This window comes from Litchfieldia alkalitelluris, assembly GCF_002019645.1.
In the GTDB taxonomy this organism is placed as follows: Bacteria; Bacillota; Bacilli; order Bacillales; family Bacillaceae_L; genus Litchfieldia; species Litchfieldia alkalitelluris.
In genome coordinates this window covers 1886095-1912325 of sequence record NZ_KV917374.1, presented here as the reverse complement: position 1 = coordinate 1912325, position 26231 = coordinate 1886095, and the positions used below count along the sequence as shown (strand labels likewise).

The following is a 26231-nucleotide window of genomic DNA, read 5'->3' as shown; positions in this document are numbered from 1 at the left end:
TTTTATCTTAAACAGTGACTTCTTCCTTTTGCACATAATCAATCTCAAAGCCTAGATCCTCCAACATTTTATGATCTGCGGTTGATTCTTGGCCACTTGTTGTCAAATAGTCTCCAACAAAGATTGAGTTAGCCGCATAAAGCCCTAAAGGCTGAAGACTTCTCAAATTCACTTCACGACCACCGGAAATACGAATCTCTTTTGTTGGGTTGATGTATCGGAATAAAGCTAAGACTTTTAAGCAATAGCGTGGATCCAACTCATCTGTTCCTTCAAGCGGTGTGCCATCAATGGCATGAAGAAAGTTCACAGGAATCGAATCCGCATCTAAGATTTTTAAACTCCTCGCCATATTTACCACATCTTGCTTCGTTTCTTTCATCCCGACAATCACCCCTGAACAAGGAGAAATGCCGCTTTGTTTCACTGTTTCTACTGTATGTACGCGATCATCGTATGTATGAGATGTGGTGATATTTGAATGATTTTCTCTGGAAGTATTAATGTTGTGATTATAACGATCCACTCCAGCTTGCTTTAACCTCATCGCTTGATCTTGCTGTAAGATCCCCAAACAGGCACAAATCTTCAGTCCGTAGGTGCTTTTAATTTCTTTCACCGCAGAAACCACATGATCTATCTCTTTGTCTGATGGCCCACGTCCACTCGCAACAATACAATATGTACCAACATTAAGGTTTGCCGCTTGCTCTGCTCCCTTCACAATTGTATCTTTATCTAGCATTCTATATTTTTGGATAGGAGCTTTTGACACAACTGATTGAGAACAATACCCACAGTTTTCAGGACAAAGACCCGACTTCGTATTAATAATCATGTTTAACTTCACTTTTTTTCCATAATACTTCTTTCTAATTTGAAAAGCACCATTTAGTAAAAGTAATAAATCATCATCAGGACAATCAAGGATTGATAATGCCTCTTGATCCGACATTTCTTTACCATTCATGACTGATTCTGCAAGACCCAACCAATAGTCCATATAATTTCCTCCCATATTCTATAAGACTGTTATTTCCATATTAAGTAAATGGTAGGATAACCCCCCTTAATTGTCAACCTGTTTATCAAAATGGTTAACAAATATATTTTACAACGATTCAGTTGCTATCAGACAACTTCATATATAGAATAGTCTACATAAAAAAGTTAGTAAGTATGGGGTGTGAATCTATGAAAGAAATTCAAGCGTTTCTAAAAGATTATCAAAGAGAAATGAACTGGGAAATTAACGAAGAAAGTTATGAAAAAAGCAAGTCATCATTACTGAACAACTATATGTTATTAACGACTGAGATTGCTGAAGTGGCTGAAGAACTTAGAAGAAATTTTAATATAACGGAACAACATAAATTAAACGGGTTAAATGAAACTGAAGCATTTAAAATGGCGAAGGAAGAAGTGAAAGAGGACTTAGGTAAAGAAATCGCTGATTGTATTGCGTACATTTGCAAGATTGCTAATTTTTACGAGATCGATATAGAGGAGTCGTTTTATGAGAAAATGGAGGAAGTGAAGAAGCGGAGGAATAAGGATATTTAGTATGTTAAAAATGACTCCCACTAGTTCCATACATAGTAGGAGTCATTCAAATAATCCTTGCAGAAAAACATATGGAACATCGAGTTTGCTACCACTTGTGATTGTTATCTTTCATCAAGAAAAATCATTTCTCAATAATCAATTCTTCTTCATCTTCTCGTTCTACTATTTGAAGAGCAACTTCTCGAGGAGAACGCAATCTGGAACGGTCTTTTATATGATCACTGTGATCCCAAAATGGTGTATCCATCCCGCCCATATAAACAGCTGATACTGAAATAGCTGTATGTTCCAATTCTTTCGTAAGGCTTTCTGTGAACCCACGTATCGCAAATTTGCTTGCTACATAGACCGTCTCATGAACTTTCGCACGTAATCCGGCGGTGGAGATGATATTCATGATTTTTCCGGAATTTTGCTGTAGAAAGAAAGGCAAGATGGCCTTAGTCATAAAAATGGTCCCTTTTATATTTGTATCAATCATTTCATTGATCTCAGACATTTTCAGATCCTGTAGTGGTCCAAAAAAGCCGGTTCCTGCGTTGTTAATGATCATATCAATGTTTTCTTTACTATGTAGTTTTTCCATGAAAACTTCAACAGCATGAACATCTGTGATATCACATGGAGCAGCAATAGCACTCCCACTATCTTGTTCAATCTCTTCCTTCACTTCGTTTAAACGAGATTCTGTTCTTCCAACTAGGATGATGTGATTGCCCTTTTTCGCATAAGCTAGAGCTAGTTCTTTTCCAAGCCCAGATCCTGCACCTGTTATCAAGATGGTCTTCATGGTTATCATTCACTCCGTATGTTTTATTATTGTTTCGTACTACTACTCTTTCATCAATTTATGTATTCTCAACACACCCGGAAGATATCGGTCTTCACCCTACCTTTATGTACGAAAGGATTTTCGATGAAAAGCTGTGATATAGCGAAATGCCTCCCTACCCTCTGTTAACGGAACTGCATCGGGCTTTAAAGGTTGCCACATTGCCTTGTAGGGTTCGGGGACCCAAATATAATGATGAGTATAATCTTCTAGAAGCTCGAATTTACATTTTTTCCAAAAACGGATTCTGGCAAGATTATCAGGGGTTTGTTCACATTCAGCTTCAAGTAGCATCATTTCAAAATTTCTAGAAAGCGCCCAATCCTTTATTTTCTCAAAAAAGATTAGTCCAATTCCCTTTCCCTGCAAATCTCTCCTGACGGCAAGATAATCAATCAGCATGATTGGCCTTCCATGTACCCTACCAGTTAAAGCCATTGCGATGGTATCCTGCCCTTCCATCAATACATGAAGAAAACAAATACCTTTTGAGAACATGTTTTTAATAATGTTTTCAGGCTTCCCTTCCTCGAATTCCTTCAGATAAATTTTTCTTACTTTTTGCCATAATGCTTCGTCCCATTTGTCGGTAGTACTAAATTCCAAGCAGGGCCCCCCTCTAAAAACACCTCTAAAATGGAAGGTCTGCAACACACTTTGTACAAACCAACATAATAAAAAAGGAGAAACCACTTATCGGTGTAGTTTCCCCTACCTATGACGTTACTTTTTCTGAAGCTATCTCGTCAATTTTTCTCGATCTGCCGACTGCGGTGGTTCTTCCAACCAACTATGCTTAATCATTAAATTAGCCCCATCTTCGGCATATTGACCAATTTCAGCTGCTAATCGAACAAAGTGTGCGATTAAATCACGTCTAGTACTCGCTGACATAGCCAACCCATAATTCCCTACCCCTACTGCATTTAAAAATGAAATATGAACCATCATTAACTTATCACTAAAAGGCGGGTTCATAGACTCTGTTACATCTGTATCCCATGTCATAGGATCAGGAATATCTTCTTCATTTAACAAGGAACTGAACACTTCAATTTGTTTCTTTGACAATTCTTTTCCCCTTGCAAAATAATCTCTGCTGTCTTGATTTCTTGCTACCTGTGAAAATCCCATAATCAAGGCTTTCCCCACCGCATTGGTTTCAATGTTATGGAAAAGGTGGGCAATTTCTATCCCTAATAACGGTTTTCGCTCCCCAAACCATCCTGTTAGAAATCCTTGTTTTTTAACAAAAGACACTTTTTGAGGTGGGTTAATATATGGCGGTCTAACATATAGCCCTTTTGATAAAAGGGTCCCTTTCACTTTCTCATTAAGATCTATTGTCGATTGTAGAGTTCCGTTAAAATACTCAAGTATATCCTTACGTGAACTTTGCCCAAGAGCCATCCCATATGCAGCAAATCCTGATTTTGCCGTTTGATTGATGTATTGCAAGAAAAATTCATCCGACCACAGTCTACCAGCTTGGGAAATAACATCTTCTTCTTTTGTGAACCCATGAGGAACAGGATAATTTTCCTCAATAAAAATACGTTTAGCTCCTTCTAGGGCTTGATTAGCAATATCAAAAGCCATCCTTACTACTGACTCAATTTCTTTATCCTCAACGACTTCCAAGAAGTGTCCTAACACACAAACAGCCATACTGTTATTCATATAAGAGCCCCATAAGCTAGATATCTCTGCTGACGTTAATCGAATGTGATGTTCTGTTTTCATCTCAATGCCCTACCTTTTTTAGGAAATATATATAGTGTTACCGGAATTTTATAGGATTATTTATTTTGTGGGTTCGTTTGCCATTCATAGGTATGGATATTTTTAATCAAAGGCATATCTCATCATGCACTTCAACTAAAATTACCCAAAATATATAAAAAAAGATAACCTAATCGATACTGGTTGAATATCCTAACAGGAAAGAAAGGAGAGTGTTTTAATGAATACTTATTATCAAATGGATCCTCAAGACCAGCGTAATCATATGAAAAACCTTTGTAAAAGCTATATGAACTATCATGTTATCGGGCAGCTGAGTGACGGTTCGCAGTTTGAAGGGATTATCGATAGTATGGATGAGGATAGTGTGACGATGTTAGTTCCCGAAGAAGTGGAAGAACAACAGATGACTAGGTATGGATATAATGGCTATGACGATGATGATTATTATCCTCCTCGTAGAAGAAGATACCGTCGATACCGTAGAAGTCGTTACCCATATGCGAATTTATTAGGATTACTACTTTATCCTTATTTTGCTCCGGCTTATCCTCCATATTCTCCTTATCCATACTATTAGGTAAGCGATAGTATATATAGTCGGATGAAACTTGATTGATGGGCAGCTAATAGTTGCCTATTTTTTCTGAAAAAAGCTGCCACCTGGGTCTACACATTTAATATAATTGACTGTTTAATTAATTCTTCTATGTAATCAAAATCCTCGTCTGTCGTTATTGTTATCTGATAATCACCATTTCCCCAGTGCCCTATTGCTGATACATCTCTGGCGATATTTCTTGGGTCATTAAGGTTCCATGCTCTTAGATTGATAAAGATTTTTATTGCTTTCTTGAGAATGACTAAATCAACAATAATCTTCCCATTAGAAACAAACGAGATATGTTTTTTCAAAGGATTTACCGTAAAGTTATCATCCAAATTTAAAATTCGCTCTTTAAGTCCTTGATAAAGCTCATTGATTTCATTAGGTTTTCCCTCTAGGTGATCGACTTCAGAGTATACTTTAATTTCTTGGCTTACTCTTTCGATCGTTGTACTCTGAGAAATGGTATTAATAGATTCGGTTGTTTCAGTCGATTGAATTTGCTGAAACTGAACAGTCTCATTTTCATATTTCTTCACTTCCCACAATTCGATAGGCAAATCCCTAAAATTTATCGACTGCTTTTGATAAGTGGTAAAGATAGGTGATATGAAAATAATTCGGGATTGTGACCAATCCACATCATCTCGTTTTAAGTTCCCTTCACAATTTTCGTTGTACTCTAAAATAAAATCAGCTTTATTGTTTAACATGAGTGATAAATAAGCATACCCTTGATCAATCACACTAAAGTTTTTATTATTCTTATATTCAATAATCACAAAAGAACTAGCACTTTCATCAAAGGCGAGAGTATCAATACGAAAGTTTGATAATGAGAACTCAGAACAAATAAATTGTAGCCTTAGTAACTGATTCAGGTTTTGTTCACAGAGTAATTGCAAATCCTTTTCCTTGTTAAAACCTTTTTCTTTAATCTGCTCCAAATCACCGTTAACACTGTTGATTTTATACAAATACAAAAAACACAGCCCCTTGATAAGTAATGATTAATAGTAGTGTACCCTATGTAATTAAATCTCAAAGCTTCCCTTTTGAGTAAAAAAACCGTTTTATACTTAATTCATGAAATCTCTCGCTAGTCTATACATTCATTCACACCACATGCACAACTACAAGATGAAACGTTTTAGCTCATTCTCCCCTTTACTTATCTGACTAGAAATGATTAAGGTAGGAAAAGTTAAGCATATATGTTGTAGTTAAGAGTATCTAAAAATAAAATACGGAGGATCTTATGGAGGAACTAGGTAAGAAAATTGATAAACTGTCAAACCAATTAACAGATTTACGAATGGAGATATGGACAGAGCACACACTATTCACATGGCAATGGTGGATGCTTCTTATTGCTAGTATCATCATGGTTGTCCTATTTTTTGTCATGATCAAAAAAGAAAGACGCCTTCCTTCCGTTGCCTTCATCGGACTTATTTATATACTAAATAAAAATCTAGATAGTGTGGCTACAGCCATGGACTGGTATGATTACCGTATTCAGCTCGAACCTATTATCCCAACCATGTTACCAGCTAATCTGTTTATCATTCCAATTGCCCTTACAGTCATATACGACAGATATCGGAAATGGAAATCATTCTTGATTGCCTTGGTAGCGGCATCTGCTTTCATAGCATATATAGCCCTTCCTTTAATGAAATTAGTAAAGATTTACCTTGAAAAAGCTTGGAATTCTCATTGGTCTTTTTTAAGTCTTGTCGTAATCTCAGTTATTTCTAAGGTGATTATTGACAGAGTTAAATTAAGGTATGATGGTTCAAGTAGTTAAAATTACGAAACAGCCCAAAAGTTAGACGAAGTCTTTTACTCTGGGACAGGTGGGGACGCTTTATCCTGTAATTCCCACCCGCTTTACTAACAGTTCATTGAATCACTATCTTGGATAATTCTCAATAATTAACTTCACTTGTTCTTCATTGGATATATATTGTGGTTCTGCAAATACTTCTACTGGCTTAGGTTGAATAATCATATAGGAAAAAATGAAAAAATCATAGCTTGCTGCAAGATAGTCATCAAGTATGGGTTGATCCTCATCCACAGCAATGTCTCTATAGCTGTTATAGAAACCGGTCATTTTTTGATACAATAAAGGACTTTTTCCTTCTATCATTGGCAGCAGTGATGATAATCCTTCCGATTTATCACTACTATCTTGTTCAAGCAAATTTAATAGTCGATTGGTATGTTGAGGTTGGTGGGCCTCTGGTTTGAACTTACTTTGTTCGTTAACTTGCTCAAACTCCCCGTTATTGATCACAAATTCTCTACCAATCTTCTGTAAGCCACGTATAAGTTCTTGTTGGGTAGCAGTATCAATCGATTTGAACTCATTTGCCATCGACTTCCACTCTTCTCCAACAATATAGACCTTTTCTCCATGATCATTAAATACAGAAACAAAATTATTATGAGGGATTCTATCTGCCATTGCCTCTAACTTATATTTAGATAAGGGTTTTGTTAAAGTTATTGCAATTTCGATTTTTTCTCTAACATTATGGTCCTCATTATACTTGTGTAAAAGGTATTCACTAAACTTATTTTGGATTCCCTTCGGCAACTCTCTAAATGCCTCTAGTGCCTCAGCATCTGTTAAAATACCCAAAGCTAAATCACTAATTTCGTCTTCCTGTATTGGTTCTACCTCTTCTGCTAGTGGCGCTTGTATTGTCTCTTGGTTATTTTCTTTTTCATCATTTAAAAAGAGAAAAGTCCCCCAAATCAAACCAAAGCAAACGCAGAAAGTGAGTAATGAGTGATATACTAATCGAAACCGACTTGGTCCTTTTTTGGATGTCTTATCTAGACTGGCTTTCAACCAGCGTTCTGTATATGTATTATAAGGATTTTGTGAAAATACTTCTTCATCTAGAATTCTCTTAAATTCTTTATGCTTCAAACCAATCACTTCCTTCCAAGTTTCTTTTTAATAGGTGACGCCCTCTTTGTAACCTACTTTTCACTGTTGAAGGATTCAGTCTTAATAAATCACTGATTTCACTAGTTGATAAGTCTTCATAATAGTACAGGATAATCACTTCCCGATATTTTATAGGAAGATCAAACACCTGGGTCGATACGAGACGATTTTCTGCATCTGCCATCACTTCCATTTCAGGAGTATGGGTAATTGCTTTCCAAAAGTAATTTCTTATACCAACAAATAAATCTGTTTTAAAATATTTCCTTCGCAATAAGTCTTTACTTTTGTTCGCAGTTATTGTGAAAAGCCATGCTTTATAGGCCGTGATATTCACATACTGATCTGCCTTATACACACTTATAAAGACCTCCTGAACAATATCTTCCGCTAAACTCCAATCTTTCACATAGGTATAAGCAAAATTGATTAATGCTTTTCCATATTGATCAATTAGCCCTTCAACTAGCTCTCTCTTTTTCTCTTCATCTATTTTTTTATGTAAAGGTTCATTCATTACATGTAACACCTTCCTTCTAAAAACCATCAAGAATAAGACGTATGGAGAATTGGTTTGGACTCATTATTTATTAAAAGTTTTTGGGCAAAAAAAATAAAGAGGAAATTCACCTCTTAATTTTATGGATTAGCCTCAATAACAGCATTCAACATTTTTTAAATTATAGCACAGCATTTTCAATTATTTTCCTTTTTTTAGATATTTGAATTGACACTCTTATCGAACTAATACTTTTGATATAAACTAGAATTAATAAAAGCGATAGGAGATAACATGAAGATTCCACAAAAGGAAATACCTTATTTTGAAGTCGTTCAGCAGTTGCCTTACAGAACGAAACTAATATTAGGAGAATTAATTTATAGAGGCTCAAAAGATGGATTTATTGTGTTAAAAAAGAAAACAAGGGAGATTCATCAATTAATAGAATTAGGATTAATTGTTGAAAATCCCATATATCGTGGGAAGGGGTTTAGTATTTCTATTTTGCCTGCGGCACCGCACCTTCATCGAGCTTATAAGCGGAAGTTTTAACGTGAAGGTGGCGTTGTATTAGATTAGGATTTACTTTTTCTGCGTTAAGATAGCTTCTGATAAAACTTCAAGTTGATTTACTTTCTTTACTGTTGGGTTTGTAGCCGGAATGACGATTTGATCTTTTGGAAGATTTAAGAGATGAGTGAGTACTTGTCGGATTAGTTTTAGTCGAGTAGTGGATTTATCGAATGATAGCTGCAGTTTACGGGCATAGTCTCGTATTTCTTGTAATTTCATTGCTCTCGTGCTTTTTAGTGTGGTTTCAATTTGTTTTATCACTTTATATTTTTCTTCATCTTCCCTACGAAGTTCAGCTAACGCATCTTTCATATTAAACTGTTTGTTTGATTGTACTATCGTTTTTTCCTGTGCTTCACTTTTAGTAGTTGTGTTTAATGAGTCACTAATTTTCGTTAAAGCTTCAAGACAAGCTAAAACACCTTTATCTTCATCAATCGCATCTTTTACACTCTTAATCTCTTCTTCAGTATATCTTTCATTTATTAATAAAATTTCTAACATCAGCTGCTTTGTCTTCATAATCCTATTCTCCTTGCAAATGCTTCTGCAAATGTTTTAAATTCTTCAGTGGTTCCTCTTCTGGTATACCTAGTCTCATTAATCGAACTAATTTCTCTTACACTTCTCATATACGAATCACTATAGCTAATTTCCTCTTCAAAAACATGTAAATGATGTTTTGCTGCTAACTCTTTGATCTCTTCTTTTGACTCATCGGCTTCTCGGGTTTTTGTCACTACATTAAACACAATTCCAGCAACAGCAAGATCATTTCGATCATATTCCACCTTGAACTCTTCCGTTGACTCAACGATTAATGGAAGACCAATCGTCGAGAGGAACTCAGGCTTCATCGGCACCAAAATAAATTGGCTAGCTCGATATGAAGCATTTGTAAACATAGACTCTGTTGGTGGACAATCAATCAAAATAAGGTCATACTGTTCTTTCACATGAGAAAGAAATACGTCTAAAGCATGTTCCTTTCCTCTTGGGTTCTTGAGCATTTTCGATAGCTTCAGAGAAGCAGGAATAATATCAAGCTTTGAATCATGAATTGAACGTACACTATAAATGTATTCTTCTGGTGAATGAGATGGTGGTGATGTAACAGGTGATGAATACTCTTCGAACACATCCTTTGTTGTTTTTCTGTTATTTTTTATGTATTCCTTGTACATCTCCGGCCCTAATAAATAGTGACTTGCATTTGACTGTGGATCAAGATCAACCACCAATACCCTCATGTCTCTTTCTGACATCATATACCATGCTAACTGAACGGTTAAGGTTGTTTTCCCGACTCCACCCTTCATGTTGAAGACCGAAACTGTAACTGCCAAATGGACTCCCCCTTTCGTTTATCAATCTAATCATATGTTCGTTTTAGGAGAAAATTCATTTATTTAAATCGCCCTGCAATAATTCAATATATTCTAATCAAAAGTAGAAAAAAACCCTTCTTAGGGTGGAGATACCTGCTGAAGGGTTCAATGGGTCAAACTTTTATATTTAGTTGTTTTCTCCAGCGGTCAATATGAGAACCAGGATACTGATAATAGCTAGGTTTTAGTTGAATATTGTAGTGATTTGAAACATATTCCATGGCTTCTAATTAAGAAGAGCCCTGTTCTATCTTTTCAAACACTGCTCTCTTAAATTCATCATCAGGTTTAAAATAAATATTTTTTGTAAGACTAGTAGTTTTTTCTAGAGTAGGTATCGCCTCTTTTATCCACTTCCCAAAGCTCCAAAGCGCAGCGTCAGTGCTTTTAATAGATTCCAGGGTTGGATTTTTGGAGTAGCTTTCATGAAGTTCGCAAAAGAACTGTTGATACTCCAGATAAGTCTTTATATTTAAATGGTGTAACTTTACATTTGTATCTTGTCCAAGTAATGCACGTTTCCCCCGCTCTACATGTTGATCGTAAAGTGGGTATAGGAAAGGTGATAGTATATGTAAAATAAATGTAGGCATTACAAGAGAATCATATAATTTAAATCTTAATGATATATCTTGTAGTAGATTTTTATCAAATGTATTATTTTGCATGACACCCTTTGCCCATTCAAAGAATTCGTCTGAACATAAAATTTGATAATGTTTTTTCTCGTTGAATGTATTTGTTTTTGCCGGTAAAAACTTATAATTACATCCTGATATAGAGAAATCGCCTTGTACGTCTTCTCTAACCTTACCATCCTTCCAATGAAGCATACCAATAATTAATTCTCCAAACCTAATATGATCTTTCGTGTGGTGTAATTCGTTTAAACACGAATAATAAAAATCAACCGAATACTTTTGAAATGCAAACCTATCCTTCCATGCTTCAACAAACAGTTTCATTACGAATTCCCCTTTGACTATAAACTTTCACTTAATTTTGCTCTTGGACCCAATTCATGAATTTAGGTTTATTTCGATCATACCATTGACTGCACATTAAATAACGTTCACCATTGATTAGTATTGGTTTCTTCCAATAACGGTTATATCCATTGAAAATCCCCTGTTCATCTATTGGAATTTCTGGTTGTAGTTTAATTAAAAATGGATAGTTTATATCAAAAGTTCTTTTACTATATTTATAATCGCATAAAAACTGGATCTTATCTGCTGAGAGCTTATTTGAACTAGCAAGGTTTCTCATTGTTGATTGTACAAGCTCCCCTACCTTTACTTCCTTATAATCCTCCGTAAAAGTATCAGTATTAATCAATAGAATCCGCTCATTAAATCCACCACGCTCTTCGGCTTTTTGTAACCGAATTCTTTCAACCTCTCGAATTGATGTACCGTGTGTTTCTGCTAGTGCATGAATTACTTCAAGTATATCTGCAAGTTCTCCAAGTGATTCGCCCTGATCAGTTGCATCAAGGTATTCCTGTACTTCTTCTTCCAATTTTTCTTTCAGTCTACTTTTGTATTCCTTCTCATTTAATCTTTCAACATTACACCTTCTCCCTGAATCCTTTATGATTGAAGGAATCTTATCACGAACTAATTTATTGTATTTAGACGACATAAATATACCCCTAACAAACCTTTTTTCTAATATTTTACATCAACTCTAAATGATAGGTATACATCTTTTATCGCAATACAAGAAAAAAGACTTAACCCAAAAGAGTTAAGCCTATTTAAAATAAGTCATTAGTATTTTAAATACATGTGAAGGACTATTTAGTAGTTCTTCAACTTTGACTATATTTGTATCGGTGACAGAACTGAATTCAACAAGTCCTTCTTGATGTTTAAGTGTTATTTCAACATCTTTAACTTCATACTTATTTACTCTTTTTGCTTCATCAATTGTTGAGTGATCTAGGTCGATCTTAATCTTATCAGACACTCGCCGCAGCATTTTCCAAATGACTCTTTCTTCTTCAGATTTCATAAATAGCTCTGGTAGCTCACTAGCATCTTCTAGATTATTAAGTGTCGTTACCATGTAAGTGGCTAGCCCATAGTTTACTGGTTTAATGACTTTACTTAAATCTTTCCAGATCTCAATATGAAAGTTAACGTAGCTATTATTTATATCAACATGTACGATCTTGCCGTAGCATACAACACCATTCTTCCCGCCTACCTCTTTTGTTAGGTAAAGAGCAATATACTTTGCTTCCTGCCAACCTTTTCTTAAGGAAGAGGTAGATATTTTATAGGCTAAGTTCTGAATAGAGTATTGATATTCTTCAAATGTAGAAACTACTCCAACCAAAACCTTTTCTTGGATTGTTTCCTTCCATTTTTCAATTGAACCTCGTGGAAGAATACCTTCCTTCTGAATTTCTTCCGGACTCTTTTCAATTAAATTCTCAACAAACCTCTCCACCATATTTGTTGCATTTGGTAAAAAAGGAAATCCTCCGATATTAACCTTCTCTATACTTTTGTAAAAGTGATGGTCCTGATAAAGATGCTCTTGATCCCAAGGAAACAAGACATATGCACCGAATGCTGTTCTTTCATAAGGTCCACCACCCTGCTCGGCAACAATGGAATCTCTGTACCTGTGCATCGTATTTATATCTTCCTCCATTGGGCCAGGGGTGACATATTTATTGCCGTAGTAACTACCCGAAGAGGCAAAATCAATTCTATATTTTGCATCAAATACATAATTGAAAGAATAGTCTTCACCCTTCTTCCCTATACTCAACATCGTGTCAGGCTTTTGAGAAATTGTAGGCAAGTTACCTTCATATTTTTGATAAGTGAGTATTATTTTTTCATTTGTTACTGGATGTTTGTAAATTCTAGTAGCTTGGCGATTAGCTTCAAGATTTACATATAATCCTTCTCTATTCACCTTAATGATATCTTGACTAATCAACTCGTACTTCTTACCAAGAATTTGCCCTAGCTTGAGATATGTCCAGTATTCATATAGGGTAGCTACATCTTTTACAGACATTTTATAAATGCCACTTTGCAAGGTGAGACCTTTCGAAACAGTTAAAAAGATTTGATAAGCATCTCTATATCCAGGAGCTAGCTGAAGTACTAGGCTAGAAATGGTTCGATTAGGCTTAGGTAAGTCTTTCCAAAGGGAAGATTTTAACTTAGACTCTAACTTCCTTTTCATTTCTGTTACAAGTTCTAGAATTTCCTTATCTCGCTCACCTTCGTTCCACCTTCTATTATTTCCTAAACGCTCATTCATGTCCTCTAGCTTCCAGAATAACCTCAACATCATCCATTTCACGAGACGATTTTCATGGGTGTCATAGGTGATTTCTTTTTTAACAGACATTCCCTTGATTGGCATGTATTTTTGCTTGCAAAATCTGATACCATGATCAACTTCTAAAAATACCTGACTATTTTTACGAAGATAATCTCTTCCAAAAGAATCAATGTGTTTTAGACGATCACCTCTCACCATGTCATACCTTTTTTCTAATCGATGATGTGGCTGTCGTTCAATTTGTTCAATTGACTTTATAAACGATGTAAAATAGACAGAAATTAACCGAAAGAACTCTGCTGGAGATGGGTTTCCTTCTAGCCTAGTTTTCGCACTATGATACGTTTTTTTTAGAAAGTGAAAAGCAAGATTGTAAATCTCATCATTCACTTCTTCTAAAAGCTTTCGATAATCATCCTTATAGTCTAGCTTTGTTGGAAAGATCTCAAGTGTTACCTCTAATAATGTATCCTTATTCTCTCGAATCTCGAACGTTGAATAGCCAATTTCATTTTGGAATTGTAGATTACCTAATAAAACATAGGACTTACCAATCTTGACCCGATCGATTGCATTTCTCAATAAAGGATGCTCATGATAAAAGGATAAGTCTTTGTCTTCTTTTGGTGACACCATTACCTGATAAATTCCATTTTCAAAGAAAATAGGTCTTAAATGATCAAAGTTGTTATCTTGTTCCTGTTTATCGATATTAAAAACTTTTATCTCATCAATATTGGATCCTTTCACATCAAAAAGCATTACATCTTGTTTATTCAACTTTCGATATTCTTGCAATCCAACATATCTTTCATGAAACGGCTTTCCTTTTATAATAAGTGAAAAGTCTTTGGTTTCAATGGTAACAAGCTCTACTTCTTCCTTAGCTAATCCAGAATGAGGTAAAACCATCATCATTTAGCCTCCTAAGCATTTCGATAACTTTGTTGGTACTCCTCGGGTATTTTGATAACTTCAGCTCATCTTCAATATTATCCAGGTCTAAAGGTACTTCCTTGTTTGTAAATAATTTATATAAACCAATCAAGACACGTTCTACCCTGGAGTCACTACCAGAAATTCGCGGAAGAATCTTTTGTAAAATGCAGCGGTCCATTGCTTGATTTTCAGTCATCACATTACCTTGCTTATTGTAAGCTAGGTAAAAGCTTATCTCATCACGAACACGGTACCCCACATGAGCACCAAGGGGCTTAAGTATGTTATTTATTTTAACTAATTCTGCTGTTGCATGTTCAACAACATCAGCATGAAGTCTATATACATCCTTAAGGTGAATATAGCTGCTGACAAAGCTATGGTTATGTAAATGAACAGGATCAACGTGTGACTGATTATTTAAAAACGCCAAATTTTCTAAGTTCACATCATTAAACTCAATCGTGTTTGCACGGTCTAACACTTTTTTACTAAAAGGATGTGTCGTTTCATCCATGTTCACTGTTCCAATAATATAGACGTTTGGCGGAAACCCAATAAGTTCTCCTGCCACTTCTTCTTTGATCAATGGCAAGGTACTCAAGTTATTTCCAACTAGCTCTCGACTTTCCATAACACTTAACACATCACTAAAATAATACTCAACACGAGCAAGATTCATCTCGTCAAGTAAGACAAAATAAGGCTTGTCCGAATTCTCTTGCGCCTTCTTTATCACATTTGTTAATGGGCCTTCAATAAAATCTCCCTTAATATCAACATAACCTAATAAGTCAGATCCATCATTCCAATCAGGTCGAACAGGAATTAATGTAAACTGACCATTATCCTTTGTTGCCCCAACACTTTCCGCTAACCATTTCACCACCATCGTTTTTCCTGTACCTGAAATCCCAGATAAGATCACAAATGGTTTTGTACGAAGAGACAAGTATAAATTTTGAACTTCTTCTTTTTCATAATAAAAACCTTTACTAGTTATGTAAGCATCGATATGATTGATAATTTCATTTATTGTTCGCAATTTAGGTTCATCCTCAATCACTACACTTTCTCTTTCTTTAGGTGAATAGGTTTTCAGTGAAATATATTCCTCATAATACTTCACCATATCTTCCAAATCTTTAATTAGCTGCTGTTCACTAGGAAAACTTTCTATATGATATGAAATATATGCAGCAACAGATTCAGTATAATCCCTTGCCTTCTTTGTTTCACCCAAATCCAAGTTATTGTCTTTATGCACTCTTGGATTCATTTCAATAGAAGTCCGAATCTCTTCATTAATTCTAATCATTTCATCTTTAGCAGTTTCAGTAACCCCTTGAGCAAAGGTTAAATACAACCTTTTCATATCATCACTAAATAAATAAACGATATAATAGCCTCGTTGAGTAGATACTGTAATTTGCCTATTCATAATGGCAATCCATGGCACTGTTGTCCAGTTACCTTTTCCAATTGACCCGGTAACTTCATAGTTTTCATTGATAAAAGGAAAATCCTTAATCGTCGAAGGGATCTCATGCCTTAATAATCTACCTAATGGATGACTTGAAAAAGGACCTTGTCGCGCTTCTAAAAATTCGTTCATCACCTTTAATAACTGAGGACTAAGCTTCTCTTCAGCCACGATATTCCACTCCTCGTCTACCATCCCACATTCCTTGAACCAATTAAGGATATTTCTTGTTCGATATTCTGCAACTGATTCTACCATCTGATTTTGTCCCATCGAGTTCCTTACAAGTAATCTTCCGATGTCTGAAAGAAAGGAGAGTTTATCTGATTTATCCAGATCAGGAATAAACACAAGTAGATCATAAATTAACGAAAGATATGGATGCTGTTTTATTTGAGTTGCTATAAAATCAGACTCATCTTTAGTCTCTTTATATTTATCGATTACCTCAGTCATAACACCATAGTTTTCATCTAGCATTCCAAGTATTTTTAAACCTTGACGTGCGCGGAGCTTTAACCGTTTTATACTGTCCTCATTGTATTTATTAGATATATTTTTAGGATTTAGATCTTCTATTAATATTTCTTTAAGCAACGTAATTGTTTGCTCTAAACTAGCTTCTGGAAGTTGATCTGTTGTGAATTCTTTTAGGCGTATTGACGTTTTGTTATCTTTTTCTGATTTTTCAACAAAAGGTAACTCATGAAAAAACGCCATTATAAACGAAGATCTACCTTGTGTTCTGATAAAATCATCTTTTGAGGCATTTCTAACAGATATGAATTCTTCCCAAGCATCCATTAAGAAATCAAATGATATGTAATAATAAGGGCGACTTTTTTCACCTCTAGAGTACTTCTCACGTGAGGATTGTGTTTCTACGTGTAATCCTGTCTCATCAACCTTTGTAATCCAATTTGGCTTTTGTGTGCTTAAAGTTGTAACTTCTTTCGTCTTTTCTGCAAATCTCCTTAACAACTGTCTGATCATCAAAATTCCTCCTGGCTGTTCCCCTTAGCATATTTTACCATAATTCTAATAAAAAGACGCACCCGTTAAAGTGCGCCTTAAGCTAATCATTTCTTTACTTTTCTTGCTTCTTCTTCTTTTTCTAGGTTTTCTATAACTTCGGTAGGAAGGGTTCCTAAAAAATAATCTTCAATAGAATCCCAAAATTGTTGAGACGATACTTCTTTCTTAAATAGATAAGTTAACATTTCAACAGAAGTTTTATGCCTCTTGTATACATTACTTAAAACAGAGTTTTCATACCTTGAAGGGTTTTTAACCACACGATCAAGTTGCATTCGAGAGTTGATACGAATGAAGATTTCAGGATTAATTCCACCATTCACTTTATATACTAGCAAACCAAACGCTTCTAATATTCCTAAAAGGATAAACGTCTTTTCGTTTACTTCTCTAGGGAATTTCGGTAAATAGGACTCAAATAAATTATCAGTTAATTTAATAGTTTTTGTTCCTATAAATAACTTCTCAGTGTCTTGTAAAATCCAATCTGTAAATTCAGCATAAGATGCACTTTGCATCGTATACTTCCCATTAGGTCCTTTACCTTCGTGGAATTTCAAGAAGCGATTGTAGAAGTTTGTTTCTCTTTTCTTTAATCGATCATATGAATCAGCACTTGTAAGGAGGATTTGTGCTATGTTTTCACTAAGGTATTTATTGAAGCCCGTCTTTTTACTTAATTCTCTTGCAAACTCTTCTATTGAAAAATACTCGCTAGATCTTGAATACTCCCCAAAAATCATACCAATCTTAGAAATAAACTGATTTAATCTTCCTTTTGTAATTTTGTAATCCTCATCTTTAAGAGTTAACTCTAATTGCATGATTGGTTGTAACAAGTCTAGGAAAGAGAGCTTTAAGCTAGTATCTTTTGTATGAAAGAAATGTTTAAACTGTGGATATGAAAGCTTTTGGAAATTCTCCTCCCAGATTCCTTTCATGTTACAAATATAAATATTTCCTTGTCCATGCCTAGAATTATCTCTAATGAGACGAAAGTATCTTTTAAACTTTGCAGGTATTTTATTAAATTTCTCTGGTTGAATCAGAAAATATTCTGTAGCAAAGATACTTCTTGGACGAGCTATTAATGGTGAATATTCCAGCACTGCTTTAAAACCTTTTTCAATAATTAATAGTGCTGTTTTTAACTTATTATCAAAATCATCATTTTTTGGGTCAACAGCATTTTTCTTTTCAAATATATATCTAAATTCATCTGCACTTACTAATAGGTTACGAGTAGCTTTATTATTGTCATCATTTTGCTCTAAGAGCTTTAAAATCTTCTCCATGACTTGGATTAATTGGAATCTCTTAATTGTTGAAATTCCATGTAATCTATTCACATGAACGAAATCCTTCGGCAAGTAATCAAAGAAGGCATAGCCTTTTATTTTAGGGTCACGGGCAGCTCTTCCAATCTCTTGGATATAGTCACAAACATTACCTGTTGGGGCAAAATGATATACAATATTAATATCAGGTATATCAATACCCATCCCGAATGCCTTGGTAGCAAGCATAACCTTTGATTCGTTTTGCTTGTACATCATATAATTTGCATTCTTTTTGTCTTTTTCTAGTGAACCGTAATAATAAGAAATCTGTGAATGAATCTCTTCTCCACCATAAACTTTTGCAAATTGCAAGAAATCATGAATTAACTTCACAGTAGGGAAATAAACTAACGTTTTCTTCTTTTTTGAAATAAACTGGTCGATACGAGCTAATAGAATTTTAAACTTATCGTGAATATACTCATTAAAACGATCTTTCTCGAGATCCTTTTGTTTAATTCGTACTTCGAGATCATCACGTTTTACATATCCAAAATAGCTAATAACGTTTTGTAAATTTAAACTATCTCTAGTTTCGCTATACATATCCTCAATTCCACCATAAATTGCCGTCGCAGTAAAAGTAGCGATTGGGAACTGCTTTTCTACATCTTTACGAAGCTTTTGTAGGTAATTTCCTAGATACCAATAGTCAGATCTAAATGCCTTCCCCCAAGTCGTTACGATATGTGCTTCATCAATAACAAATAACCCAATTCGACGATCTCCAATCAGCTGTGTAATATCTGAGCGGCTTAATAATGTTTCTGGTGAGATATATAAAATAGAGATCTTTTCGTCTTTAATTTTTTCAATGATTTCCATTTTTTCTACAGGTGTAATATCTGAATTTATTGTTGCAGACATCTCCACATTTCTACTTTGTAGACCCTGTACTTGATCAGCCATCAACCCAATTAGTGGCGAAATAACAATAGTCATTGCTCTATAGTTTTTAGCTAAATAAATAGCCGGTATCTGAAACATTACTGATTTACCTGCACCAGTAGGTGATGTGACGAAAATATCATTTGGTGTTTCGTTATTAAGAGCTCTTTTTGACTGTTTAACAATATCATCAATGATTTGCGTTTGTGAGATGGTTATGGTCTCTTTCTTATTAACAGCATCATTTACATTTTTGTACATTTTTAAAGGACGGAAAGAGTCAAACCCCCAGTATTCTTTAAGGATTTCAACATAGGGTTGTTCATCGATTTCCTCTTTTTCCTGCATTGTTTTTGTGGAAAGTCTTATTTCATAAAAATCATTATAAAGCTTTTGCAGCAATGCGATTCGATTTTTATAGTTATTTGGAAATGATTCAAGTTCCCCAGAAAAAGTAATATGGACCTCTTTTTCTTTTATTCTTCTAGTAATAATATTATCTATTACCTCTAATAGAGCATCTTCTTCTTCTGACAATTCAATGTAAGCATGGTCATACATACTTTGCTCAAGGTCCTCATTAATTAAGTCTGGAACATCGAAAAAGTTCAACTCATCACTATCTTCAGCATAAGTAACATAAAATTTACTTCCAATTAACTTTAGGTCACCATAATAGCTTGAGAACACACTAAACGATGGATGTTCACTTTCATCTTCAATATATTCATCCATATCTTTGAAATGAGTATTAAAAAGCTCTTCCATATTTTGAACTTCATATAATGCAGGAAACGTTTTATGGAATATGTTGTTTTTTATGATTACTATTTCAGAATAGAGAGAAAGCATTTCATTTGCACCAAGTGTTAAAAACTCTTCATACGTACACCAGTAAACTGCGCCTGTTTGTACTGGTAATTTTGTAAATACTTCTGGTAGAAGTTGTGCTTTTGATCCATGAAGGATCTCTAATGTAGAGTTTACCGGTAAACTTATTAATTTATCAGCTTCTTCAATGTTAGTAAGGAACTCACGGGAGAAACCCTTGAATACTAATAAGATGTTTTTCGAAGAAAACTGTTCCTTAAGATGACTAATATGATTGCTTAATTGCTTTTTTGCAGAAATTACCACAGTATCATCTCCATTAAATTTGTAAATATTTGTTTAAAATTATCTATAAATATACTAATATATATTTAAGTCAAACGCAATGAAAGCAGGGATTTGCATGAAAGTACCAAAAAACTCAATGAATCAAATATTGAGTTTGTTAGATAAAACGTTTAAGAAGAATAAGCGTTTTTCACTTTCAGAAGCGAAAAGCATTATTGAAGACATTATGGGTGAACAAGTAAACGAATTATTCGTAAAAGAATATTTATCTAATAAAGGTTGTATTATTGAAGAGAAAAAAATCATTAACCATAAGCAAGATGCAACCACCAAAAAAGAAGCACCATCAACAGTTGAAATAGAAGAAGATGATTTTCTTGATGACTTAGATTTGGACGATGTGCTGAACTCAGAACTAAAGCCAAATGTAGATTCTTCTACAGAAAATAAAAAGGATTATAAAAACAATGATCAATTGATTCAAACTTACCAAGCAAATTACGATGATATTACACATCAAAGATTAATTAGAGCTAATACAAACTTGGTAAAGAAATATGCTAAATTTTATACTGAAAGATACGCAAAACACAAATTAGATTATGACGATTTAGTTGGTGAGGGCATGTTTGGCCTAATGAAAGCTTTAAAACGTTACGATCCTACAATGGGTTTTCAATTTTCCACATATGCAACTCATTGGATTAAACAAGCGATGACAAGAGCAATTGCTGACAAGGGACTAACGATTCGTGTCCCTGTTCATATGTTCGATCTAGCTCTCAAAGTAAAAAGAACTGAACAGAAGTTTATTGATGAAATAACAAATGAACTTGATATTGCCGGCCTTTGTAAGGAATTAGATATCTCTGAAGAAAAATACCTTCAAGTCAAACTAGTAGAACATCAATTTCTTAATCTCTCTTCCTTAAATACAATTATTTCTGAAGGTAGTGAAGAGACACAGTTGCTTGATATGATTGGAACAGATCGAGAACATGTTATTGGGTATTACGAAAACGAATACAACGATCCAGCAATTATGGCTGAACGTAATGATATAAAAGCTTATGTCCATCAAATATTAGATGATCTGACAGATAGAGAAGCAAATGTTCTTCGATTACGTTATGGAATTGATGATGGAAGAGAAAGAACATTAGAAGAAGTAGGGAAGGTTTTTGGAGTAACTCGGGAACGAATTAGACAAATTGAAGCAAAAGCATTTAGAAAACTAAAACATCGATTATCACGAAAAGCAAAACGGCATGACTGGGTTTCTTGATCCAGTCTTTTTTGATGTAGTATACTCTATTACTTTTACCTAATCGACTCTTATCCTATCAGTAAAAAGGTGATATTATTATCAAATAACACAGTATATAGGAGGAGTGCTTTTGAAAAAGCTTGTAAAAGTAGTAGCTGCAATCATAGAAAACGACCAAAATGAAATATTATGTGCCCTAAGATCACCTGACATGGCGATCCCAAACATGTGGGAATTTCCTGGTGGAAAAGTAGAAAAAGATGAGGACATCTACTCTGCTTTAAAAAGAGAAATACATGAGGAGTTGAATTGTACAATTGAAACTATCGATTTATTCCATGACAATACGCATGAATACGATACATTTATAATAAATATTCTTTGCATTACATGTAAAATCGTTGAAGGAATACCAACACCAAGTGAGCACTCAAAACTTATTTGGTTAAGAAGAGAGAACCTAGACTCATTAAAGTGGGCACCAGCAGATATACCTGCTGTAGAACAGTTAATAAACCAAGCTAACTAAACAAGAACCAGGAATCTAATTAGATCCTGGTTCTTGTCATTTCTTAAACTTTTTTTACAAACTCAGTATACAATCTAGCAGGTATCTCATGTTCAAGCTTCATTTTAACCGTAATAGGTTTTTCATCTTCATATTCAACTGTATTGCCTTTACCAATATAAATATACGGCTCAACCTTACCATCAATTTCTTTATATTTTCGAATAAATAAATGAAGGTTGACTCCTCTTGCTTCATTGAAGATAATATTCTTCCCACGATCAGTTCCCTGGCTTGTACTATTAGGTGTCTGCCATTGAAAGTACTTTTCGTTAATGAATTTATCCTTATAATTAATACTCTCTTTGATTCCTTCCTCTTTATGAAGATCAATATATAAGAAGTACTCATTACCATTAGCTAGAAGACCTGATCCTCTAAATGAACTATGTGTTTTCCGGTAATTTGAAAGCACTGCAGCATCGATCATTTGATATTGTTCATATAGTTTAAAATGAGGTACTCCATAATAGTCATTCTGATATTCCTTCTCATAACGATAAATACCATAGTTAATAATATCAACGATATATTTTTTATATTCACTATTTTCAAGAAGTGCTCTAAATGCTTCTGTTTTAGTTAATGTGCCATTCATGTGGTTACCTAGCTGTAATTTCCCTCTTTTTTGTACACTATCATAATAGTCTTGGTTTAAGCATTCAAATGCATGACTAATACTATCTTCATCAATATCTTTAACATGTTTTAATATCTCGTGTTTTGCTTGTTGAACGGTTATTTGATCATGGTCTAATAAGTATTTAAGAATAACAAACTCGTAAATTCTCTTAAGGGGCAGCTGTCCAGATAGTTCTCTTAATGCACCTTCAAAGGCTACATTACTAAATAGTGACCTCAAGGGTTCATCCTTCTCAGCCTTTGCAACAAATTGCTGATAAATTTTTTCTTTATCAATAAATTTTACTGGATCAGGAGCACCATCAAATTTTAAATAATCCATAAGTAAATATGGAGTTCGACCTTGATTTAGTTTCTTAAACTCGAAATATTCTTCTCTTAAGTACTTCATCGAATTAAAGTTCTCTTTATCAATTTGCTCGAGAATTCTCTCTTGAGAGATTTTATCCATTTGGATATGAGTCGCTCCAGGAATATTCGCAAATCCCGTAGCGATAGCGACTTTCAAACTTTCCTTATCATAATATCTGCTACCATTTAATGCGATAGCGATTAGGAATGTTTTACTATGATTTCCGATGAAATCTAGAACAGTTAAAAATTGCTTTTCCTTATATTTACGGAGCCCTCTTCCCAATTGTTGAATGAATACGATTGGAGAATTAGTAGGCCTTAACATTAAAACAGTATTAACAGAAGGAATATCGACCCCTTCATTAAAAATATCAACTGTAAAAATAAACTCTAACTCGTCTCTATCATCTTCTAACTTTCGAATATAGTAGGAACGGTTTTCAACTGAATCATCACCAGATAAATAAACAGAATTATGTCCTCTTTTATTAAATTCATCTGCCATATATCTCGCATGCTCTTTACTCGCACAGAACCCTAAACATTTCCTCTTATCACCATCATGATTATAGAAGTTCATATTCTCGATGATAAAATCAACCCGCTCATTTACCTTTAAGCGCTTCGTAATCTCTGCTACATCGTCAATATCAACATCACTCAAATCAATACCTTCAATATCCGTAATTCCAAAATAATGAAAAGGAATGATTAATTCATCATCTAATGCCTCATGAAGACGAACCTCTATTGCAACATTATTATCGAACAAGTCAAACACACTTACTCCATCACTTCGTTCGGGTGTCGCCGTCATTCCTAATGTGAACTTAGGTTTAAAGTAATTAAGGACTGTCTGATAACTAGCACTAGTAGCATGATGTGCTTCATCGAAAATAATATAATCAAACTCATCCGCTTTAAACTCAGTATAATATCTTGATAAGGTTTGAATCGTTGCAAATAAATAATCAGCATTCTTATCCTTTTGATTTCCTGTTAATAAGCCGAATGTAACTCCTTTGTTAGTAATTAACTTTTCAAAGGTTTCTTTGGCCTTTTTTAATATTTCTTCTCTATGCACAATAAATAGTAGTTTTTTTGGCTGAAAATGCTTAACATCAAATGCAGACATATAGGTTTTACCTGTCCCAGTCGCTGCGATTACTAATGCTTTAGTTTCACCAAATGAACGGAGTCTCTCTAAATTCTCCATCGCTCTTTTTTGCATTCGATTAGGAACAATATATTCAACATGTTCATAGATTAGTTGTTGCTTTGCATTATGATTAACCAACTTACTTAGAAAATCCTCATATCTAGTAATAAAAGCATCATCAGCAACCGTACTGCTATTCCATAGATGATTATATTCTTTTAGTACACTCTCTAGGAATGAATCATCCTTCGAGACCATTTCAACATTCCATTCAATATTACTCTTTAACGCACTTTGAGTAATATTTGATGAGCCAATAATCACCTTATAATAATCTTCATATTCAAAGATATATGCCTTTGTATGAAAACCAATTTCTTTATCAGTAACAAATACCTTCAGGTCAATATTTTTGAAATCTTTGATTTTCCATAGTGACTTGCTGTCTGTAAAATTTAAGTATGTTGAAGTTATAATTTGGCCTTTTATTCCTCTTGCTTCCGCTTGCTTTAATGGTTCAAGTAAAAGCTGTAATCCACTAAAATTAATAAAAGCAGCACTGAAATAAAAGCGAGTGCATTCATTGATCGATTTGACTAGTTCATTTAAAAAATTGCCTTTTTCAGAGTTTACGATTAATTTTCTTTGTTCAATCATGGTTAATCCCTCAATTAAAGAAATTCTTTAGTTTAATCTTCTTAGTTACATTCTTGATTCAATCACTATTTCTTCTTTACCACTGGTGATTTCATCATAGGTATAATAGGTATGACCTGCTGTGTTTTTCCCTTTGGGTCTAGGAGTATGTGATAGAGGTACTTCCTCTTTTAATACATAAAACATATAATCTCGATCTTCTCTTTCAAACCCAAAGCGTGTACCCTTCCTTGCCTGAATATACATTAATATTCGTTCTCTAGCGTCATCACCTAAATGAGTTAAATCCTCTTCTACATTGTGTTTTCTCGGATCAAGGACAATTTCTTCTACAATCGAATATAACATGTCCATCTTGCCACCTCTTGGTGCACGGAAAGTGACAAACTGACTTTTTTCATAGTTACGTGGATGTGGATATGCATGCACATGATAAGCCTTAATGTTTTGTAGTGTTTCACCAGCTGGAATTGATAATACTTGTCTCATTTTATCATCCTTTCGACCTTGAAATTCCTTTATGACAATTAACTTACTTGAGCTTCTACTTCTAGATTAAAATACTTGGCTAAATATTTATCCACCATCTTCTCCACTTCATCAGTAGATAACATATCCAAAATCATCGCCCCACCAACAACATTTAAGTACTTTGTAGCCTGTACAAAGTGATCCCTCTTAACAGCAATCCCTTTCGCATCCAACTTAATGATTGATCGTAAAATTCCTGTAGTAATGGTTTTATTCGATGTTAAATTACTAGAGAAAAACACAACACATCTTGCTGAAAAGTCCTTGCTACAAAAGAATTCGGTTAGCCAATAAGGATTACTTTCATTAGACTCATCATATGTCATATACCCAACCCACCATAACCTAGCAAGAATATGAACGAATAAAGAGCGCTTATTACCGTTCTTAAAAAAGATGGATGTATTAATCCGTTTGTCGTTCTTCTCTTCGATTTCCTTTTTCATTCGATAAAATGCATAATCTCTAAATTGCAAATGAGCCAACCCTGCCCATAATCTTTCTTGTGTAGCTTGAGTGACTGTTAGATGTTTCAAAGCTTCATAGATTACCTTCACATTTTCTTTATCACTAATAGCAAATTCTTCACTTAAATCAAATACTGGCATGTCAAAATCAACAGTTGACTCAAAAACTCTGCCTTTTTCTTTGAAGTAGTTATCAAACCATGTATGATCTTGATTATGATAATAGGTTTTATACTCTTCATAATTCGTTCGTAAGTCGGTCAGTGTTTCATCTGAGATGAATTTTAATTTCAT

General features: G+C 34.3%; 23 protein-coding genes. 6 read left to right on the top strand and 17 right to left on the bottom strand.

Features of this window, described 5'->3' with window-relative positions:
* Positions 1–7: 7 nt before the first annotated feature.
* Complete coding sequence (gene bioB / locus BK579_RS08720; RefSeq protein ID WP_078544813.1) at positions 8–1003, bottom strand: biotin synthase BioB; 996 nt, start codon at positions 1001–1003, stop codon at positions 8–10.
* A 191-nt stretch (positions 1004–1194) separates the two neighbouring features.
* On the opposite strand from bioB, the gene BK579_RS08715 reads away from it, so the two are divergent.
* Positions 1195–1563 (top strand): MazG nucleotide pyrophosphohydrolase domain-containing protein, encoded by a 369-nt coding sequence (locus BK579_RS08715; RefSeq protein ID WP_078544812.1) that lies wholly within the window; start codon positions 1195–1197, stop codon positions 1561–1563.
* A 124-nt stretch (positions 1564–1687) separates the two neighbouring features.
* On the opposite strand, the gene BK579_RS08710 is transcribed toward BK579_RS08715, so the two are convergent.
* The 3 genes from BK579_RS08710 to BK579_RS08700 all read right to left on the bottom strand — a co-directional run bounded on the left by BK579_RS08710 (position 1688) and on the right by BK579_RS08700 (position 4141).
* Entirely contained in the window at positions 1688–2356 is a 669-nt protein-coding gene (locus BK579_RS08710; protein ID WP_078544811.1) for an SDR family NAD(P)-dependent oxidoreductase, read from the bottom strand.
* A gap of 105 nt (positions 2357–2461) precedes the next feature.
* Positions 2462–3004 carry a GNAT family N-acetyltransferase gene (locus BK579_RS08705; RefSeq protein ID WP_169891101.1) on the bottom strand — a complete coding sequence of 181 codons (543 nt, stop codon included), beginning with the start codon at positions 3002–3004 and terminating at the stop codon, positions 2462–2464.
* 132 nt (positions 3005–3136) lie between these two features.
* Positions 3137–4141, bottom strand: coding sequence for a DUF3231 family protein (locus BK579_RS08700; RefSeq protein WP_078544809.1), 1005 nt, complete (start codon positions 4139–4141; stop codon positions 3137–3139).
* A gap of 220 nt (positions 4142–4361) precedes the next feature.
* Here BK579_RS08700 and BK579_RS08695 point away from each other — a divergent pair, with 220 nt between their 5' ends.
* On the top strand, positions 4362–4721 hold the full coding sequence (locus tag BK579_RS08695) for a hypothetical protein (protein ID WP_235848393.1): 360 nt from the start codon (positions 4362–4364) through the stop codon (positions 4719–4721).
* Between the two features lie 89 nt (positions 4722–4810).
* On the opposite strand, the gene BK579_RS08690 is transcribed toward BK579_RS08695, so the two are convergent.
* The gene (locus BK579_RS08690) at positions 4811–5731 is read right to left on the bottom strand and encodes a DUF5655 domain-containing protein (protein WP_078544808.1); all 921 of its coding nucleotides are present in this window, start codon (positions 5729–5731) and stop codon (positions 4811–4813) included.
* A 275-nt stretch (positions 5732–6006) separates the two neighbouring features.
* Between BK579_RS08690 and BK579_RS08685 the strand changes: the two genes are divergently transcribed.
* Entirely contained in the window at positions 6007–6558 is a 552-nt protein-coding gene (locus BK579_RS08685; protein ID WP_078544807.1) for a CBO0543 family protein, read from the top strand.
* A gap of 105 nt (positions 6559–6663) precedes the next feature.
* On the opposite strand, the gene BK579_RS08680 is transcribed toward BK579_RS08685, so the two are convergent.
* Both BK579_RS08680 and BK579_RS08675 read right to left on the bottom strand, forming a co-directional pair.
* Complete coding sequence (locus tag BK579_RS08680) at positions 6664–7692, bottom strand: hypothetical protein (RefSeq protein ID WP_078544806.1); 1029 nt, start codon at positions 7690–7692, stop codon at positions 6664–6666.
* Positions 7682–8230 (bottom strand): sigma-70 family RNA polymerase sigma factor, encoded by a 549-nt coding sequence (locus BK579_RS08675; protein ID WP_169891100.1) that lies wholly within the window; start codon positions 8228–8230, stop codon positions 7682–7684. Before BK579_RS08675 ends, BK579_RS08680 begins: the two co-directional genes overlap by 11 nt.
* A gap of 276 nt (positions 8231–8506) precedes the next feature.
* Here BK579_RS08675 and BK579_RS08670 point away from each other — a divergent pair, with 276 nt between their 5' ends.
* Positions 8507–8767 (top strand): hypothetical protein, encoded by a 261-nt coding sequence (locus BK579_RS08670; RefSeq protein WP_078544804.1) that lies wholly within the window; start codon positions 8507–8509, stop codon positions 8765–8767.
* A 30-nt stretch (positions 8768–8797) separates the two neighbouring features.
* Here the strand turns inward: BK579_RS08670 and BK579_RS08665 are convergent, their stop codons facing one another.
* From BK579_RS08665 to BK579_RS08635, 7 genes are all read right to left on the bottom strand, one after another.
* On the bottom strand, positions 8798–9310 hold the full coding sequence (locus BK579_RS08665; RefSeq protein WP_078544803.1) for a hypothetical protein: 513 nt from the start codon (positions 9308–9310) through the stop codon (positions 8798–8800).
* Complete coding sequence (locus BK579_RS08660; RefSeq protein ID WP_078544802.1) at positions 9307–10134, bottom strand: ParA family protein; 828 nt, start codon at positions 10132–10134, stop codon at positions 9307–9309. The genes BK579_RS08665 and BK579_RS08660 overlap by 4 nt, the downstream gene beginning before the upstream one ends.
* Before the next feature lie 272 nt (positions 10135–10406).
* Positions 10407–11141 carry a hypothetical protein gene (locus BK579_RS08655; RefSeq protein ID WP_078544801.1) on the bottom strand — a complete coding sequence of 245 codons (735 nt, stop codon included), beginning with the start codon at positions 11139–11141 and terminating at the stop codon, positions 10407–10409.
* Positions 11142–11172: 31 nt separating this feature from the next.
* On the bottom strand, positions 11173–11820 hold the full coding sequence (locus tag BK579_RS26930; RefSeq protein WP_328589254.1) for a nucleoside triphosphate pyrophosphohydrolase: 648 nt from the start codon (positions 11818–11820) through the stop codon (positions 11173–11175).
* Between the two features lie 111 nt (positions 11821–11931).
* Positions 11932–14403: a restriction endonuclease-like protein gene (locus tag BK579_RS08645; protein WP_328589253.1), complete on the bottom strand. Its 2472-nt coding sequence runs from the start codon at positions 14401–14403 to the stop codon at positions 11932–11934.
* Entirely contained in the window at positions 14372–16903 is a 2532-nt protein-coding gene (locus BK579_RS08640) for an McrB family protein (protein ID WP_078544800.1), read from the bottom strand. Before BK579_RS08640 ends, BK579_RS08645 begins: the two co-directional genes overlap by 32 nt.
* An 86-nt stretch (positions 16904–16989) precedes the next feature.
* Positions 16990–20310: a DEAD/DEAH box helicase gene (locus tag BK579_RS08635; RefSeq protein WP_078544799.1), complete on the bottom strand. Its 3321-nt coding sequence runs from the start codon at positions 20308–20310 to the stop codon at positions 16990–16992.
* A 97-nt stretch (positions 20311–20407) separates the two neighbouring features.
* Between BK579_RS08635 and BK579_RS08630 the strand changes: the two genes are divergently transcribed.
* Together BK579_RS08630 and BK579_RS08625 are read left to right on the top strand one after the other, a co-directional pair.
* Positions 20408–21577 (top strand): sigma-70 family RNA polymerase sigma factor, encoded by a 1170-nt coding sequence (locus tag BK579_RS08630; protein WP_169891099.1) that lies wholly within the window; start codon positions 20408–20410, stop codon positions 21575–21577.
* A 112-nt stretch (positions 21578–21689) separates the two neighbouring features.
* The gene (locus BK579_RS08625; RefSeq protein ID WP_078544797.1) at positions 21690–22088 is read left to right on the top strand and encodes a (deoxy)nucleoside triphosphate pyrophosphohydrolase; all 399 of its coding nucleotides are present in this window, start codon (positions 21690–21692) and stop codon (positions 22086–22088) included.
* Between the two features lie 43 nt (positions 22089–22131).
* Here BK579_RS08625 and BK579_RS08620 read toward each other — a convergent pair whose 3' ends face one another.
* The 3 genes from BK579_RS08620 to BK579_RS26350 are packed head-to-tail and all read right to left on the bottom strand — an operon-like array spanning position 22132 to position 26231.
* Entirely contained in the window at positions 22132–24939 is a 2808-nt protein-coding gene (locus tag BK579_RS08620; protein ID WP_078544796.1) for a DEAD/DEAH box helicase, read from the bottom strand.
* 45 nt (positions 24940–24984) lie between these two features.
* The gene (locus tag BK579_RS08615) at positions 24985–25428 is read right to left on the bottom strand and encodes a hypothetical protein (RefSeq protein WP_078544795.1); all 444 of its coding nucleotides are present in this window, start codon (positions 25426–25428) and stop codon (positions 24985–24987) included.
* 38 nt (positions 25429–25466) lie between these two features.
* Positions 25467–26231, bottom strand: a complete 765-nt coding sequence (locus BK579_RS26350) for a DUF6339 family protein (RefSeq protein ID WP_235848392.1) — start codon at positions 26229–26231, stop codon at positions 25467–25469.